Below are 16,329 nucleotides of genomic sequence, written 5' to 3' on the forward strand. Positions count from 1 at the left end.
GTGGACGGACAGCGCAACGACTACCCGTGGTGAAGAACGAATCTTGACTCTCCGTCTGACCCCTTGTCGTCCACGCCCCGGTGCTTCTGGATAACCGGACTCAGTGAAGGCGCTTGCCGGGGTCCGATCGGTTATCCTACGTCTTTAATTGACAATTGTTCGCTTGTGTTTCAAGAATGGCTGCATGGCATTTGCGGACCACGGGGAATTGCATGGGGTTGGTCGTTACCGTCACCGCTTACAACGGTTTCCCGCCGCAGCACCCGGTGAGCGCCCGCTCGACGGATCAAACGCTAGTCTTGGGCCGCCACCCGGATTGCCAGGTCGAGTTGCGGGACCCGGAATGTTTGGTGTCCGGCCGGCATGCGCTGATTGCGCCTCTTGGCGACGGTTTTGCGATTACGGATATCAGTACCAACGGTACATTCCTGAACGATGCTCCGGAACCGATTCCTGCCAACCAGCCGGTAATTTTGAACGACGGCGATCGGCTGGCCATTGGCCCCTATCTGTTACGGGTTGCATTGGAAAGTTCTGATGCGTCACCCGTCGCGGATCCCTTCGCCGTCTCGGCCTCTCCCATCCCATCCACTCCAGATGCCCGTTCTGAGAAGGGCGCGCTGCCTGGGTTCCCTGAGTCCTCCGCGACTCCGGATATCATGGACCTGCTCGACCCCGGATCGAGCGCTATTCAAGGCGGGGCCTCGCACACTGATGCCGCTAACGGATTAGGCTTTCCAGGATCGGGCGGGGCGCCGTCAATGTCCAACCAACCGGGTGAGCGAGCAGTCTTGTCAGCAGGCAACGAAGGGCCAAGGCCTTCCGTCGAGCACATGCACTTGGGCGTGCCCACGACGGGATCGGCAGTTCATCCAACCGGCGCTTCCGCAGGGCACGGTGGCTCTCCGTCGGCGGCGGGCGCTCCCGTCGACAAGGACGATACTCATCCGCAAATCGGCATTCCGGACGATTACGATTTACTGAGCGACGCCTTCATCCCGGATGATGACGACGGATCTCCTGCCGCTGAGCAGCGCAATGCGTACTGTAGTGACCAGCGCGATGAGTCGGTAGCAGCCAGTCCGGACTCGGCTCAGGCTGTCGCTTCGGCTCCGGAGATCGACGCGCCGCAGGTCTTGCAGATCAATCGAGGCACTGTCGAGACAAATGGTGCGGAAGCCGGTGAGGAGACGGCACTGTTTGCACCTGCGGGCGTTGCGGCTGGCGCGGCTTTGCCGATCGAGGATTCAAGGCGGCGACAAGCCAAGATTCCCGCCGAGACTCCTGCCTATGTTCCCGGGGCATCTGCCGAACTGAACGCATTTCTAGCCGGTTTGGGTGCCGGCGATGCTGAGGCAATTCCCGATCCGGAGGCGCTTATGCAGACATCGGGTCAACTGCTGCGTGCCGCGACGGAGGGCATGATCGCAGTCATGATGGCGCGCGCCAGTTTTAAGAGCGAGTTGCGGCTTGAGGTCACGACCATCCGCTCTCGCGAGAACAATCCGTTTCAGTTCTGTGTGGATGCGGACGATGCGATCGATCGACTGCTGTTGCGCCGCGGCCGAGGATTTCTCGACCCGGCCACCGCAGTACACAAGACCTTCGACGATATTCAGGCGCATCAAATGGCGATGATCGCCGGCCTCCGCGCGGCGTTGAAAGCGCTGCTCGCCCGCTTTGAGCCGGAACGCCTTGAGAAGCACTTTGACGGAGAATCCCACCTGGACAAGTTGCTGCCGATGGCCCGCAAGTCGAAGTGCTGGGACCTTTTCGTGTCGACGTTCGATCAAGTCGCGGAAGACGGCTCCGAGGATTTCATGCGACTGTTCGGCGACGCCTTCAATCGAGCGTATGAAGAACAAATCAAGCGCTTGACAAACGCAAAGCGGCGTGATTCGGGCTAAGCTCGTTCGAGTCGAAGATTCCAGCATGCTTGGATGCAATGATGCCCGTCGCATTTCCCTTTACGACCGGAAATCAAAATAATGCGCAAGCCAACACTGTTCTCCCGGCTCATAACAGCGATCCGAGTTTTGCTGTCGTTGCCTTTCTTGACGGTGCTGGCGTTGACGGTTCTCTCGGTTCAGGGCTGTGGTGGCTCGAAGTTGCCAAAGCCTCCCGAGCCGACGACGATGCAGGTGTACCTGTTGGCGAGCAAAGACCTGAACAGCGGCTCGGGACGGGGCGCGCTTCCGGTCGTCGTGCGTATGTACGAACTAAAATCGACCGGCGCGTTTTCGGGCGCCGATTTTTTTAGTCTCTACGATCACGAGACAGAGACCTTGGGGGCGGAGTTGGTCGCCAAGGATGAGATCGCACTTACCCCCGGACAAGACCGCAGGCTGGAAAAGACTTTACCCCCGGATGCGGCATTCCTCGGAGTTGTTGCAGCGTTTCGCGACATCGATCGCTCACAGTGGAGGGATATCGCCGTGTTGAAGCCGAACTATGCCAACAAAGTCACGATAACCGTTTCAGCCGACAGCATCACTGTCGCGACCCAATAGGAGGCGATCGTGGCTTGGACGAATCGCGTGATCTGGTCGGAAGGACTGTTCCTGAAGCCACACCACTTCCAGCAGCAGGACCGCTATATCGAACACCTTGTCGCGTCGTCATACCGCGCCGGCGCTCCCTTTGCTTGGGGTATGCGTCGCCTTCGCTTCGACCTGGATCTCCTGACGCTCGGAAAGCTCGGGGTGACCGAATCCGTGGGCCTGCTGCCCGACGACACCCCGGTAAATGCGCCGGCGAATGATCCGCTCCCTGCGCCGATCGCTCCGGCCGGAGGTGTTGCCGGGCAGGTCGTCTATTTGGCGTTGCCGCTGCGACGCCCCAACGCCCGTGAGAGCGGCGGTCCGGACGACCCGCAGCCCATGTTGCGTTACCGGGCCGGCGAAGAAACGGCGCGCGACAACACCGGCGCCGAGCAGACCGAAGAGGTGTTGGAGGTCGGGCGGCTCGATCTGCGCTTGCTGATGGAGCGCGACAACCGTGACGGCTTCGCCTGTTGCGGTGTCGCGCGCATCCTGGAGGTGCGTGCAGATGGGCAACTTTTGCTCGATCCCGAGTACATTCCGCCCTGTGTCGATATCGCCGTCAGCGATCGTTTGTTTGGCTTCCTCGAAGAGCTTCTGGGTCTATGCCGTCGTCGCGCTGATGCCCTGGCCGCGAGGGTTCGGGTCGGAGCGAGCGGTGGCGTATCGGAGTGGGCCAACTTCCTGCTGCTGCAATTGATCAATCGTAACGAGCCATTGATTGCTCATCTGGTGGAGATGCGGGGGCGACATCACCCCGAGACACTTTATCGTGAGTTGTTGCATCTGGCCGGGGAGTTGGCGACCTTCAGCACCGACGACAAACGCCCGCCGACGTTTCCGGCTTATCGGCACGACGATCTCGACGCTACATTCAGTCCCGTGTTCGCTGCCTTGAGGGAGTATCTAAGCCGTGAAGGCGTGGAGCGCGCCATTCAGATCCCGATTCAGGAGCGTAAGTTCGGCTTCCGTGTGGCATTGGTCGGCGACAAGTCATTAATCGTCGACGCGCGTTTCGTGCTGGCTGCAAAAGCCAGCATCGACGCCGAGAAGCTGCGGAGTCGATTTCCCGCGCAGGCAAAGGTCGGTCCGGTGGACAAGATTCAGGAGCTGGTCAAACTGGCACTGCCCGGTGTTGGTCTGCATCCCATGCCCATGGCGCCGATGGAGTTGCCTTATCACGCGGGCTTCAACTACTTCGAGCTCGACCGCGGCAGCGAGTACTGGAAACAACTCGGCGCCTCGGGTGGCTTCGGGATGCATGTCGGCGGCGAATATCCCGACCTCGAATTAGAACTCTGGGCGATCCGCGCATAACCTATGAGCCAGGATGATCCATTCTTTTCCGGTGATGAAGGCGGTCCGACCGTTATCCGCCCGATTCCGGGTGGCAGACGTCACCGCGCGGCTGCGCCTCCGCCGTTGCCTTCTGCGGGGGCACCGTCTGCTGATTGGCGTGCGGACCTCGGTGCTTCGCTGGCGCAGAACCCACTGGCGGGATGTGCGTCGGGACTGCTCGCTGCCGCTGCGCAACTGCGCGGTACGGCTGCGCATCCGAACCCCTCGGCATTGCTTGACGGCTTGGTGCGACAAGTCCGCCAATTCGAGACCTGCGCCCGCGCCAGGGGAATGACCGACGCCGTGGTGCTGCCCGCGCGTTATGTGCTCTGCGCACTTCTCGACGAGTCGGTGCTCGACACCCCCTGGGGGAGTGAGAGCGTTTGGGGCGAGCGGGGACTTCTGATCAGCTTTCATAATGAAACCTGGGGCGGTGAGAAGTTTTTCGAGGCGCTGGAGCGGCTGTTGGCCTACCCGAGCGGCAATCTGAACCTGCTCGAGCTTCTCTACCTATGCCTCGCGTTGGGCTTTGAGGGTCGATATCGTGTGCGTGACGACGGACGCAATGAACTGGAACAGGTTCGCGAGCGTCTCTTCCTGGCGATCCGGAGTCAGCGCGGAGAACCCGAGCAGGAACTCTCCCCCCATTGGAGGGGTTTCGGGCAACGCCGCGACCCGTTGATCCACCAACTTCCGCTTTGGGTGCTTGCGGCGATCTCCGGCATTGCTCTGCTCGGGCTATTCAGTCTGTTTACATTTGCGCTGCACCGTGCGTCCGATCCCGTGTTCGCAGGCTTGGCGCAGGTTGGTCGAGACATCCCGACACCGGTTGCTCCGCGCGAAGCCGTCCGCCTGGGCGTGGACACTGACGAGACGACAGCCAGCGGTGTTGCCCCGCCGACATTGCGTATGCTGCTTGCGGAAGACATTGCGACCGACCGGCTCGAGGTCGTCGATCGGCCTCTCGGGCAAACGGTGATCTTGCGCGGCGACGGGCTGTTTTTGTCGGGCAGGGTCGACGTGAGGCCCGAGTTCGTGGATCGTCTGAAACGCGTCGGCGAGGCGTTGCTCCAGTTACCCGGGCAAGTCCTGGTGACCGGACATACCGACAGCGTCCCCATCAGAACGCTCCGTTTCCCGTCCAATCAGGTGCTGTCTCAAGAGCGCGCCGACAATGTGCGCACACTCCTTGCGGATGTGATGGGGGATAGTGCACGGCTGGCCGCCGAAGGTAGGGCCGATACGGAACTACGGGTTCCCGCCAACCCAAAGGATGCGCGCAATCGCCGAGTCGAGATTACCCTGATGCCTGCCGCTTCGCGGCTTAAAGGCGCCGAATAGACAGGCGAGCTGATGAAAAAACTTTTCGCATTCATTGGGAAACGTTGGTTTTTGAGTCTGCTCGGGACAATCGCCTTAGCGATATTGGTTTGGTTCGCAGGCGATCTGATCGCCATCGGCGGTCGCACGCCGATGGCGTCGCCCGTCATGCGTCTTGCGGTGATCGGCTCTTTGTTCGGCGTTTGGGGGCTCTGGCAGATCGGTTCAGCGGTTCGTGCGCGGCTGCGCAATCGTCAACTGGTCGATCGTCTGGCCGCATCTCAAGCAAACGAAGCTGATCCCGCCGAAGCGGCTTCGGCCGAAGAGTTGGCGGTGCTCAACGAGCGCTTTCAAGACGCACTGAGTTTGCTGAAGGGTTCGGAAGTGCGGCATCGGCTGGGAGGGCGATGGGTGTACCAGTTGCCCTGGTATCTCATCATCGGGCCGCCGGGCTGTGGTAAGACCACGGCGCTATCGAACTCCGGCCTGCGGTTTCCGCTGGCGGAGAAGGTCGGAAAGGATCCTATTCAAGGCGTCGGCGGCACCCGGAACTGCGATTGGTGGTTTGCCGAGGACGCGGTGCTGCTGGATACCGCCGGTCGTTATACCACCCAGGATAGCTATGAGCAGGTCGATAGCGCCGCCTGGCAAGGCTTTCTGGGGATGTTGAAAAAGCATCGCCCGCGGCGCCCCATCAACGGCGTGCTGGTTGCGGTCAGTCTGGCTGACCTGTTGCAGCAGTCTCCGACCGAGCGGGCCGCGCACGCGGTCGCTATCAAAAAGCGCCTGCAAGAGCTGTATACAAGTTTCAAGATCCGTTTTCCGGTGTATGTGCTCTTCATGAAGGCCGATCTTGTAGCCGGTTTCATGGAGTACTTCGCCGACCTCGGCAAGGAGGCCCGAGAGCAGGTTTGGGGGGCGACCTTCGCTCTTGACGACGAAGGCATCGGTCCGGCGCCGGTTGATGGGTTAAGGGAGGAATACAAGGGACTGGTCGACCGCCTGGCCCAGCGTCGGCTCGCTCGTTTGCAGGACGAGCGTGATCCGCGCAAGCGCAGCTTGATCTTCGCCTTCCCGGAGCAGTTTGCAGCGCTCGAAGACCTACTCGACGAGTTCGTACGCGATATCTTCACCCCCAGCCGTTACGAGGTTCGTCCGTTGCTACGGGGCGTCTACTTCACCAGCGGCACCCAGACCGGAACACCGATCGACCGCGTCCTTGCCGGTATCGCGGCAAATTTCGGTCTGGCGAGGCAGGGACAGCAAGCCTTCGAAGGGACCGGGCGCGGCTATTTTCTGGCGCGGCTGTTTCGTGATCTGGTGTTTCCGGAGGCTGGGCTGGCCGGGCTCAATCCGCGCCTCGAGCGGCGTCGACGTTGGCTGCGCAACGGTGCCTATGCAGGGGCTATCGGCTTAGCGCTAGTCGCCGCCGCGGCATGGACCACCAGCTACAGCCGGAATCAGGCCTACACCGAGGAGGTCGACGCCGCACTGGTCGAGATCGATGCGCAGATCGACGCCCTTTCGTTGACCGAACGCGACCCGGTCGCATTGTTGCCCCTCCTTGATGCCGCGCGCCATGTGCCCGGTGGTTACGCCGATCGCGACCGCAGTGTGCCCTTGTTGTCGGGGCTGGGACTCTATCAGGGAAACAAGCTCGGTCCCGAGGCCGAACGTGCCTACCAGCGGGTATTACTGAAGGCCTTGCTGCCGCCTGTCATGCTGCGTCTGGAAGACCAGGTGCGTGAGGCCGGCGGGGACCCCGAGTTCCTTTACGACGTGCTGCGAGTGTACCTGATGCTCGACAGCCCGGAACACTATGACGCCGAGACGGTGCAATACTGGGTCAGCCGCGATTGGGATCGCAACCTGCCAAGGACGACAACAACAGAGGAGCGCGAATCGCTGAAGGATCATCTGCAGGCGCTACTAGAACGGCGCCCCGTGCCACTGCCGCTTGAGCTCGATGCCGGGTTGGTCGCTCAGTCCCGCGACATTCTTAATCGCGCGCCGCTCGCCGAGCGCGTTTACGAGCGGCTCAAGAGTGATGGCCTCGGCGTCGCGTTTTCGGATTTCTCCATCAGTGACGCAGCCGGCGACTATGCCAAATTGGTCTTCGAGCGACGCAGTGGGCGCCCGCTTAATGAGGGCATACCCGCGCTCTACACCTACGACGGTTACCATCAGGGTTTCGCGGACCAAAGCCAGCGACTGATTGACGCGACTGCCGAGGAGACCTGGATCCTGGGTTCGCAAGCGCGGTTGCAGCCGGGTTCCGAACAGGCACGCCGCCTGGTCGACGATGTTCGGCTCTTGTACATGCGTGACTACGTGGATGCCTGGACTGACCTGCTGCAAGACATCGACATCGTGCCGCCGCGCGACATTCACCACGCGGCCGAGATCGCGCGAATCCTTGCCGATCCGGAGCAATCCCCGCTCCGGCGCTTGCTGACTGCAGCCGCGATGCAAACCGAGCTGGATCGGAGGCTTGATGAGCCACGGGCAGTAGATGACGAAAACGCTGCGGCGTCCCCCGGCTTCCTCGCCCGCGTCGATCGTTACTTCGGTGACGGCGAGAAGGCAGATGCGTTGATCGCGGACGACGAGGCGCCCGAGTCCTACGTCACACGCCGCTTCAGTTGGTTGCATGACCTGGTGCTGGCGCCGGAGGGGCAGGCTGTTCCGATCGACAAGGCGCTCGGGCTTCTAGACCAGATGCATCTGCAGCTCAAATCGGTTGGTGCGGCGGCGAGCTCCGGGCGCGGCGTGCTCGCCGCCGGCGAGAGTGCCGAGATTGCGGATGTGAAGCGCGTCGCGGCCGAGATGCCCGAACCCGTCTCGCGCGTAATGGCAACCTTGGCGCAAGACAGCTCCGACATCGTCTCGGGCGGCATGCGTTCCCAACTGAATCGGATCTGGACGGCGGAGGTCTTGCCGTTTTGTCGTGAAGCGATCCATGACCGGTATCCGTTCGATCGGGGCAGCTCGCGCGAGACCACTCTGCACGACTTTGGCCGGCTGTTTGCACCTGACGGACTGTTTGACCTGTTCTTCAAGGAGAATCTGAGCCAACTGGCGGATACCTCCGGTGCGCGCTGGCGTTGGCTCGGGAGTGGAATCGGCATCTCCGACGAGGTGCTGGCGCAGTTCCAGCGTGCTGCCGTGATTCGAGAGGCGTTTTTTCTAGCCGGCGCCAAGCTGCCGGCCGTGGAGTTCGAGCTCGAACCGGTCTCGTTGGATGCTCGGGCGCAGCAACTGATTCTCGATATCGGCGGACAGATCGTCGACTATCGGCAGGGACCGCCGACGCCGCATCAGCTGAAATGGCCGTCTCCGCTCGCACCGGGGCGCGTCCGCTTGGTCTTCGTTGATGGTGCAGGTGGACGGCCAAGTGTGACCTATTCCGGCCCCTGGGCCTGGTTTCGGCTGTTGGACTCTTCAAACATGCGTTCCACGAGTCAGCAAGAGCTGTTCCGGGTCGGGTTTTCCCTTGCCGGCTTCAGTGCCCAGTTCGACCTGCGTGCGGTGAGTGTTCGCAACCCGTTCAAGTTGAGCGAGCTCAGGGGGTTCCGATGTCCGGACCGCTTATAGCCACAACGAGTGCCGGTGCTTCGGGTCTGTTCGGCAAGTTGCCGGGGCAGGGTGATTTCCTAAGCCGACGCCTCCCGACTGAATTCTTACAGGTTTGGGACTCCTGGTTACAGACGTCGCTTTCCGAGAGTCGGACCGCGCTTGGCGGCGGCTGGCTCGACGCCTATCTCACAAGCCCGATCTGGCGTTTCGTGCTCACGCCAGGAATCGCTGGCCAAGCCGCGTGGGCGGGCTTGATGATGCCAAGCGTCGATCGGGTCGGGCGGTACTTTCCGCTCACGGTCGCTTGTCCGTTGCCTGTGGGCGTGAATCCATTCTTGGCAGTGTCCTCCGCCACGGGTTGGTTCGATGCTGCACAAGCGCTGATGCTCGACGCCCTTGAAGGGGTGCTGAGCCTTGATGAGATGGATGCACGCTTGAGAGAACTTGCGCCTGCGCAGATTCCGTTCTCCAGGCTCTCCGACCCCGATCTACCCGATGTCTGCGAGACGCTCGGATGGCGTCTTGGGCTGCCCAATCCGCTGTGCGTGCCGGACGTGATGCCCGGCCTGTTGCACCGTGCCTTGATTGACGTGTTTTTTGCTTACAGCCTCTGGTGGTCGGAAGGCTCCGAGCGGGTCTCGCCGTCATTGCTGGTTTGTCAGGGCTTGCCCCCCGATCCGGCATTCACAACCCTCTACACGGGCGACTGGTCCGCCGGTCGGTGGTGGAACCTCGAAGAGACGTCCGAGCAGCATCGGAGTGAAGCCGTATGACGTCCGCGACGCAGAACATGCGCTGGGTTTCAGCCGGTGCGACACACCCGGGAGTCCGGAGAAGCATGAATCAGGATGCCTTTCTCGATCGACCCGACATCGGTCTTTGGGCAGTCGCGGACGGCATGGGTGGTCACGCCTCCGGCGAGCGGGCAAGCAAACTGGTCGTCGAGGCGCTCGCTCAGCTGCCGGTGCCGGAACTGTTGGGACGCTCGGTTCGGCACGCCGAGTGTCTCATCGCGGAGGCCAACCGGCGTCTGATCGACGAGGCCAATGCGAGTGGCGACGAAATCATCGGCACCACGGTGGTCGTCCTGTTGGCGATGGGAGGTGCTTGCGCGCTGTTGTGGGTTGGGGACAGCAGGATATATCGCCTGCGGGACGATCGATTAGAGCAACTGACCCGAGATCATACGGAGGTTCAGCAGTGGGTTTCCGAAGGCAAGCTCTCCGCCGAGCAGGCCGAGTCGCATCCCTATGCCGGTGTGTTGTCGCGCGCGGTAGGCGCCGAAGACGAGATCCAGGTCGACTCCGTACTCGAGCCATTGATGGGAGGCGACCGTTATCTGCTTTGCAGTGACGGGTTGACGAAGGAGCTGACGCTTGAACGGATTGAGCAATTGCTCGGCTCCGGAGAGCCCCCGGAGGTCGTACAGGCTCTGGTTCAGAACGCGTGTGCGGCGGGCGGACGGGATAACGTGACTGCGGTGGTGGTCGATTTTCTGAATCGCTAGCCCGGCACGACACTTCAGTCCCGATATCCGACGCCCGGATGCGATCTGCATACAGCGTCAACACGACACAAGAGAAAATTTTCATTACCACATTGACGGGGACGATTGATGTGGTATTTTCGGATTCACTTTGTGGATGGTCCGCCAGGTTGGTTTTCTTGCTACACGATATTCCATACTTAAGGCAATGATTATTGGAGTGGTTCGCTATGGTGACATCGCGTGAGTGTGCGGATTTGACGAAGGACGGGCCTTTTTCCGAAAAGCCTTTTAATGCAAGGGTTATAGCCCAAGCCGTAGGCGTATCTGCATTCTGTCTACTTCCCTTTCAGGTCATCGCTCAGACTCTGCCGGGCCCTGAACCAATACCCGATCCAGAACCATCGCAGGATCCGTTTGCGGGTTACAGCGATGCCTTATCGCAGACAACCATAAACGGCCAGATCACGGGCGCCGCACTGGTCACGACCTGCGCGACGGGTCTAAACGGTAGCGAAGGCGCCGCAAACAATCAGCGTTTCCAGCTCGACTGTGGTCGCATCATCTTGGGCGCGAATACGGATGAGAGCGGCTCGGTACAGGCGTTGAACGATTTGCCGGCCGAACAGATCAACGCGCAGAACTCCGTTGCAGTTAGGTCAGCAAATCTAGGCGTTTCGATCATCCAGAGCCGGCTCGCGAAACTCCGGCTCACCGGGCAACCAGCGGCCGACCCATCGACGCTGATCGCGGACTACCCCTTCGGGCAGTCAGTCACGGGCGGTGCCGCGGGCGGCGACCTGACGACGGGCCGTCTCGGCAGTTTCCTCAACGCCCGCTACATTACCGGGAACGCGGATTCAACGGAGTATCAGCCGGGCTATGATTTTGACGGCTGGTCGATTCTGGGTGGTGCCGACTACCGTTTCGACGACAATCTGATCGGGGGTGTTGCGGTCCGTTATGCCGATGGCAAATCGGACTACGACAGCAACCGCGGCGACCTTGAGGGTGACAGCTGGGGCTTGTCACTATACGGCTCCTACAGTATGGACAACGGCCTGTTCTTCGATGGCCTGATCGGCTATGCCCAAAGCGATTACACGATGAAGCGCCGGATCAACTACACCACCGGCGAATTCGAGGCAGGCGGCACGACCGTCGACGCCGCCTCCGCGTCACAGGTGGCTACATCCGACCCCAACGCGGACGTCTGGAACGTCAACGTCGGTGCCGGCTACACCTTCTACCGGGATGCATGGTCAGTTACGCCCTCGCTGCGACTCAATTACCTTCAGAACGCCGTCGACGGCTACAGCGAGACGATGTCTGATCCGCTGGGAGTCGGCGGCAGCATGGCGTTGGCCATCGACTCCCAGACCTTCGAGTCGTTTACATCCGACTTGGGCGTTCAGGTCTCACGAGCCATCAGCTCCGGTTCCGGAGTCTGGATTCCACAACTGCGGATCGGATGGGTGCACGAATTCGAGAATGGACAAGAACAGGTGGGTGCCCGCTTTGTCAACGACATCAACAATCAGCCGCTGTTCGTTTTGACCCAGACGCCCGACCGCGACTATGCGGATCTGAGTGTCGGCATCTCGGCCCAGTTCGCGGGCGGACGCTCGGCGTTTGTCTCTTACAACACCCTGCTCGGCTATGAGGACGTCACATACAACGCCATCAACGCCGGCGTGCGTCTTGAGTTCTAAAGACTACTCGCTGCGGTGTAACCCGGGCGCAGCGTCCTGCCACGGATGGCCCTCCGCCTACGCCGATGGTGCTGGATCGTAATAGGCACCGTCCGCTGGAGGCAGCCAAGTCCGGTGAAAAGGGGGGGATAAATTCCGCCGAGATTTAGCCAATGAGATTCAGTCTGCTATATTTGGTCGAAGCGTGTTGAATAGGTAGCCCACATGCCCCTGCAACAGCAGAATCGGTCGCTGTCGGTCTCCACCCCGTTGGGTGACGATGTGCTGCTGCTTCGCGGCATGACGGCCACCGAGGAATTGGGGCGGCTGTTCGAGTACGAGCTCGATCTCATCAGCGACGTGATCGACGTCAAGCACGAGGATCTGCTGGGCCAAAGTGTCACCGTTCGGCTGGATTTGTTGGATGGCAAGCAGCGTTACTTCAACGGCATCGTCAATCGCTTCTCGCAAGTGGGTTTTGACGGGGACTTGGCAGTCTACCAGGCCACGCTGGTGCCCTGGACCTGGTTCCTGACCCGCACCGCGGATTGTCGGATCTTCCAAGAGCAGACCGTCCCGGACATCGTCAAGGCGATCTTCCGCGAGCATGGCTACACGGACTTCGAAGAACGTCTCAGCGGCAGCTACCGGCAGTGGGTGTACTGCGTGCAGTATCGCGAGACCGACTTCAACTTCATCAGCCGTCTGATGGAGCAAGAGGGGATGTACTACTACTTTACCCACGAAGACGGTAAGCACAAGCTGATTCTTGCCGACAGTTACAGCGCCCACGGCCCCGCTTCGGGAGCCGACGAGATCCCCTACTATCCCCCCGATGCGACCTCGCTCCGGGAGCGGGACCACATCAGCGATTGGTCGGTCGTACAAGCCGTGCAGCCCGGCACTTTCGCCCATACCGACTTCGACTTCACCGCACCACGCAAAAGCCTGTTGGCCAAACGCAGCAACCCCAAGTCGCACGAGCACGCCGATCTCGAGGTCTACGACTATCCCGGCGAGTATGTCGAAACCGGTGACGGTGAGTCCTATGCGCGCGTGCGCCTCGAAGAACTGCATGCCGGTTACGAGACGGCGCGCGCCGAGGGCAATGCGCGTGGTCTGGCCATGGGTCACCTGTTCAACCTCACCAAATACCCGCGCGACGATCAGAACCGGGAGTATCTCATCGTCTCTGCCCATTACCGGCTGCAATCGGATGTGTTTGGGTCCGGTGCCGACCTACCGCAGGGCGACGTCTTCCAATGCAGCTTGACGGCCATCGATGCCCAGACCGCCTTCCGTCCGTCGCGCACGACGCCGAAGCCCATCGTTCAAGGCCCGCAGACCGCCATTGTCGTGGGCAAGGCCGGCGAGGAGATCTGGACCGACCAGTACGGCCGCGTCAAGGTTCAGTTCCACTGGGACCGCTATGGCAAGTCGGACGAGAACAGTTCCTGCTGGGTACGGGTTTCACACCCCTGGGCAGGAAAAAATTGGGGCGCCATTGCCATCCCGCGCATCGGGCAAGAGGTCATCATCGATTTTCTTGAGGGCGATCCTGACCAGCCGATCATCACAGGCCGGGTCTATAACGGCGATCAGATGCCGCCTTGGGGTCTACCCGCGAACATGACTCAGAGCGGAATCCTGAGCCGCTCGACGAAGGCTGGAAGTGAAGCCAATGCGAATGCCATTCGGATGGAAGACAAAAAAGGCTCGGAGCAGCTCTGGATCCATGCAGAGAAAAACCAGGACATTGAGGTCGAGAACGATGAGACCCACTGGGTCGGGAACGATCGACACAAGACCATAGACCACGACGAGACCAGTCACATCAAGCACGACCGCACCGAAACCGTCGACAACAACGAGACCATCACGGTGCACGGAAACCGCACCGAGACCGTGGACAAGAATGAGACGATAACGATCCACCAAAATCGCACCGAAACCGTCGATAAGGAAGAGACGATTACCGTCCATGGTGGACGTACGGAGACCGTCGACAAGAACGAGACGATTACCATCAGCGGCGGGCGAACGGAGAGCGTGGCCAAGGACGAAAGCATCAGCATCGGTGCCAACCGCAGCGAAAACGTGGGCAAGGACGAGAGCATTTCGATCGGCGGCGCGCGTACCGAGTCCGTCGCGAAATCGGAGAGTGTATCCGTGGGCGAGGCCCGCTCGGTGTCGATAGGAAAGGACGACAGTCTGAGCGTCGGCAAGAACCTGTCAATCAATGCCGGTGACTCGATCACCATCACGACCGGAAGCGCCAGCATCTCGATGAAGAAGGACGGCACCATCGCCATCAAGGGCAAGGATATCTCCATCCAGGGAAGCGGAAAGATCAACATCAAGGCATCGAGCGACATCACGATGAAGGGCTCGAAGATCCTTCAAAACTAATCCGAGCTTCCACCCAAGAAGGTTGCCCATGAGCGTGAGAGATGCCTTGGCCGAGCGGGTCTTCGATGCCCAAGAAGATGAGGCGAAAGAAGATAAGGTAAGCGAAAATCTGCTGCGACCGCTGATTGAATCACGCCCGCCGGCACCGCTGGCGGCAAAGTTCGGGGCGGGAGTCTTGATTGGCGAGCTGATCGGCTTGACGAACGACGGGTGCACCCCGCTCGTGCTCTACCCAAGCCAGCCGGGCACGGCGGCATTGCCGGCTCGCACCGTGATTGATCTGCAGGGGCCGCACATCGGCAAATCGGTCGTGCTCACGTTTGAAGGCGGAAATCCATCCAAGCCCATCGTGATGGGTGTGCTGCGCGAAGGCGACGGCTGGCCGCTTCCGGATCAACCGGGACAGGTCGAGGTCGACGCGGACGGCGAGCGGTTGCTCGTCAGCGCGAAGGAGCAGGTCGTGATTCGCTGCGGAAAGGCCAGCATTACATTAACCAAGGCAGGCAAGATATTGATTAATGGCGCCTATGTTCTAAGCCGCTCATCGGGCGTGAATCGGATCAAAGGCGGCTCGGTGCAGCTGAACTGAACGGATCGCCAAGTGATCTCGATGACTGACTCAGCGTGGAATGAACATGAGTGGAACTCCATCGAAGAGGTCTTGGCACTCGAACTCCCCGCTGGCGAGAGGCTGACGGGGTTCTCCGGCGCCGGTGCCCCGCAGAAGCTCTTCGGCTCGATCCCACTCACGGCGAAGGGAAACAGAATGCTCGTCGGCAGGGTTCGGCAAATCTTCTTTCCCGTGAAGAACCCGCTCTGGGTGAAACACTTTCGCAATCTGGTATAGCCGAGATGGACCTGATCAACGCCACACGCATGGTCGCCGGCTACACGATGGGCATGGAGCCCAGCGGCCGGGAGTTGCTGGTGGTCGTGATCAAGGGCACCTTCGTCCTGCCCCGGACCTCGGCTGAGCCGCTCCGGTTGGCGGATGAGCAGTTGCCGCTCGTGATGGCGGACACCTTCACCGGCGAGCCTGGTTTTTCTGCGCCGGTCTATGAGGTCGACTTTGCGCCGCGCAAGAAACGCGTCGATGTGCTGCTGGTCGGGAGCGCCTACGCACCCGATGGTCGTCCGGCAACTCGGGTTCAGGTCGGCTTGCGCGTGAACGGCATCACGAAAACGTTTGCGGTCGTCGGCGAAAGGGTCTGGCAGGCCGCTTCGACCGGGGTGAGCGCGAGCGCACCGCGGCCGTTCACGGTTATGCCCATCGGCTACGACCGCGCGTTCGGCGGTGTCGACAACCGCCACGAAGACCCCAGCCAGCACGCTGCGTTCATGCGCAATCCGGTCGGAAAGGGGTTCCACAGGCACCTCAAGGGCGAATGGGTCGACGGCTCACCCTTGCCCAACGCCGAGGAGGTCGACCGGCCGATCCAGCGGCCCGACGACGCATACCTCCCGATGGCCTTCGGCCCCCTCGGCCGCGGATGGGACCCCCGCTACCGCTATGCGGGCACCTATGACCAGAACTGGCTGGACGAGCACTTCCCCTTCCTTCCGCCCGACTTCGACGAGCAGTACTACCAGGCCGCGCCGCTCGACCAACAGATTGACGGGCCGCTCGGCGGGCAGGACGTGGCGATGACCAACCTGACGCCGGACGGGCGACGCAGCTTCACCGTCCCCGCCTTCGAGGCGCCGGTGCACGTCTTCCCCAAGAAAGCCGAACGCGAAGACCTCAAGGCCAAGCTCGATACCCTGGTGCTGGAGCCGGACCTCGAGCGCCTGACCATGACGTGGCGCGTGGCCCGGCCCCTGAAGAAGAACATGTTCGAGATCGCCCAGGTCCTGGTCGGAAAGAAGGGCAACCAATGGTGGCAACAGCGCGAGGAGGTGGCTTTTCCCATTCCGATCGTCGCTGAAGATCAGGTCCCTCCTCCAGAGGGCGAGGCTTGAGGGCGCAACA

Annotated in this window: 12 protein-coding genes; all 12 read left to right on the plus strand. The window is 61.1% G+C overall.

All coding sequences use genetic code 11. The features are described 5' to 3' along the window. Positions 1-212: 212 nt before the first annotated feature. The 12 genes from tagH to LT988_RS23120 all read left to right on the plus strand — a co-directional run bounded on the left by tagH (position 213) and on the right by LT988_RS23120 (position 16,319). Complete coding sequence (tagH, locus tag LT988_RS23065; RefSeq protein WP_232407855.1) at positions 213-1,907, plus strand: type VI secretion system-associated FHA domain protein TagH; 1,695 nt, start codon at positions 213-215, stop codon at positions 1,905-1,907. An 81-nt stretch (positions 1,908-1,988) separates the two neighbouring features. Continuing rightward, the gene (gene tssJ, locus LT988_RS23070; protein WP_232407856.1) at positions 1,989-2,510 is read left to right on the plus strand and encodes a type VI secretion system lipoprotein TssJ; all 522 of its coding nucleotides are present in this window, start codon (positions 1,989-1,991) and stop codon (positions 2,508-2,510) included. Between the two features lie 9 nt (positions 2,511-2,519). Beyond that, the gene (gene tssK / locus LT988_RS23075; protein ID WP_232407857.1) at positions 2,520-3,857 is read left to right on the plus strand and encodes a type VI secretion system baseplate subunit TssK; all 1,338 of its coding nucleotides are present in this window, start codon (positions 2,520-2,522) and stop codon (positions 3,855-3,857) included. A gap of 3 nt (positions 3,858-3,860) precedes the next feature. Next, a complete protein-coding gene (gene icmH / locus LT988_RS23080; protein WP_232407858.1) occupies positions 3,861-5,219 on the plus strand; it encodes a type IVB secretion system protein IcmH/DotU in 1,359 nt (452 codons plus the stop codon). Positions 5,220-5,231: 12 nt separating this feature from the next. Next, the gene (tssM, locus tag LT988_RS23085; RefSeq protein WP_232407859.1) at positions 5,232-8,792 is read left to right on the plus strand and encodes a type VI secretion system membrane subunit TssM; all 3,561 of its coding nucleotides are present in this window, start codon (positions 5,232-5,234) and stop codon (positions 8,790-8,792) included. Then, positions 8,774-9,547, plus strand: a complete 774-nt coding sequence (gene tagF, locus LT988_RS23090; RefSeq protein WP_232407860.1) for a type VI secretion system-associated protein TagF — start codon at positions 8,774-8,776, stop codon at positions 9,545-9,547. The genes tssM and tagF overlap by 19 nt, the downstream gene beginning before the upstream one ends. 65 nt (positions 9,548-9,612) lie before the next feature. Beyond that, positions 9,613-10,281, plus strand: a complete 669-nt coding sequence (locus LT988_RS23095) for a PP2C family protein-serine/threonine phosphatase (RefSeq protein ID WP_232407861.1) — start codon at positions 9,613-9,615, stop codon at positions 10,279-10,281. Between the two features lie 209 nt (positions 10,282-10,490). Next, a complete protein-coding gene (locus LT988_RS23100; protein WP_232407862.1) occupies positions 10,491-11,972 on the plus strand; it encodes an autotransporter outer membrane beta-barrel domain-containing protein in 1,482 nt (493 codons plus the stop codon). A 204-nt stretch (positions 11,973-12,176) separates the two neighbouring features. Further along, positions 12,177-14,360, plus strand: coding sequence for a type VI secretion system Vgr family protein (locus tag LT988_RS23105; RefSeq protein ID WP_232407863.1), 2,184 nt, complete (start codon positions 12,177-12,179; stop codon positions 14,358-14,360). Positions 14,361-14,388: 28 nt separating this feature from the next. Then, positions 14,389-14,949 carry a DUF6484 domain-containing protein gene (locus LT988_RS23110; RefSeq protein WP_232407864.1) on the plus strand — a complete coding sequence of 187 codons (561 nt, stop codon included), beginning with the start codon at positions 14,389-14,391 and terminating at the stop codon, positions 14,947-14,949. Positions 14,950-14,970: 21 nt separating this feature from the next. Continuing rightward, positions 14,971-15,207, plus strand: coding sequence for a hypothetical protein (locus LT988_RS23115; protein WP_232407865.1), 237 nt, complete (start codon positions 14,971-14,973; stop codon positions 15,205-15,207). A 5-nt stretch (positions 15,208-15,212) separates the two neighbouring features. Further along, the gene (locus tag LT988_RS23120) at positions 15,213-16,319 is read left to right on the plus strand and encodes a DUF2169 family type VI secretion system accessory protein (RefSeq protein ID WP_232407866.1); all 1,107 of its coding nucleotides are present in this window, start codon (positions 15,213-15,215) and stop codon (positions 16,317-16,319) included. Positions 16,320-16,329: the final 10 nt, after the last annotated feature.

The sequence above is a fragment of the Thiocapsa bogorovii genome, from assembly GCF_021228795.1.
Taxonomy (GTDB): domain Bacteria; phylum Pseudomonadota; class Gammaproteobacteria; order Chromatiales; family Chromatiaceae; genus Thiocapsa; species Thiocapsa bogorovii.

What these genes read in the sequence shown, in the direction of transcription:
- tagH (WP_232407855.1), top strand. Translation starts at nt 213, where the DNA reads ATGGGGTTGGTCGTTACCGTCACCGCTTACAACGGTTTCCCGCCGCAG.
- tssJ (WP_232407856.1), top strand. Translation starts at nt 1,989, where the DNA reads ATGCGCAAGCCAACACTGTTCTCCCGGCTCATAACAGCGATCCGAGTT.
- icmH (WP_232407858.1), top strand. Translation starts at nt 3,861, where the DNA reads ATGAGCCAGGATGATCCATTCTTTTCCGGTGATGAAGGCGGTCCGACC.
- tssM (WP_232407859.1), top strand. Translation starts at nt 5,232, where the DNA reads ATGAAAAAACTTTTCGCATTCATTGGGAAACGTTGGTTTTTGAGTCTG.
- tagF (WP_232407860.1), top strand. Translation starts at nt 8,774, where the DNA reads ATGTCCGGACCGCTTATAGCCACAACGAGTGCCGGTGCTTCGGGTCTG.
- LT988_RS23095 (WP_232407861.1), top strand. Translation starts at nt 9,613, where the DNA reads ATGAATCAGGATGCCTTTCTCGATCGACCCGACATCGGTCTTTGGGCA.
- LT988_RS23100 (WP_232407862.1), top strand. Translation starts at nt 10,491, where the DNA reads ATGGTGACATCGCGTGAGTGTGCGGATTTGACGAAGGACGGGCCTTTT.
- LT988_RS23105 (WP_232407863.1), top strand. Translation starts at nt 12,177, where the DNA reads ATGCCCCTGCAACAGCAGAATCGGTCGCTGTCGGTCTCCACCCCGTTG.
- LT988_RS23110 (WP_232407864.1), top strand. Translation starts at nt 14,389, where the DNA reads ATGAGCGTGAGAGATGCCTTGGCCGAGCGGGTCTTCGATGCCCAAGAA.
- LT988_RS23115 (WP_232407865.1), top strand. Translation starts at nt 14,971, where the DNA reads ATGACTGACTCAGCGTGGAATGAACATGAGTGGAACTCCATCGAAGAG.
- LT988_RS23120 (WP_232407866.1), top strand. Translation starts at nt 15,213, where the DNA reads ATGGACCTGATCAACGCCACACGCATGGTCGCCGGCTACACGATGGGC.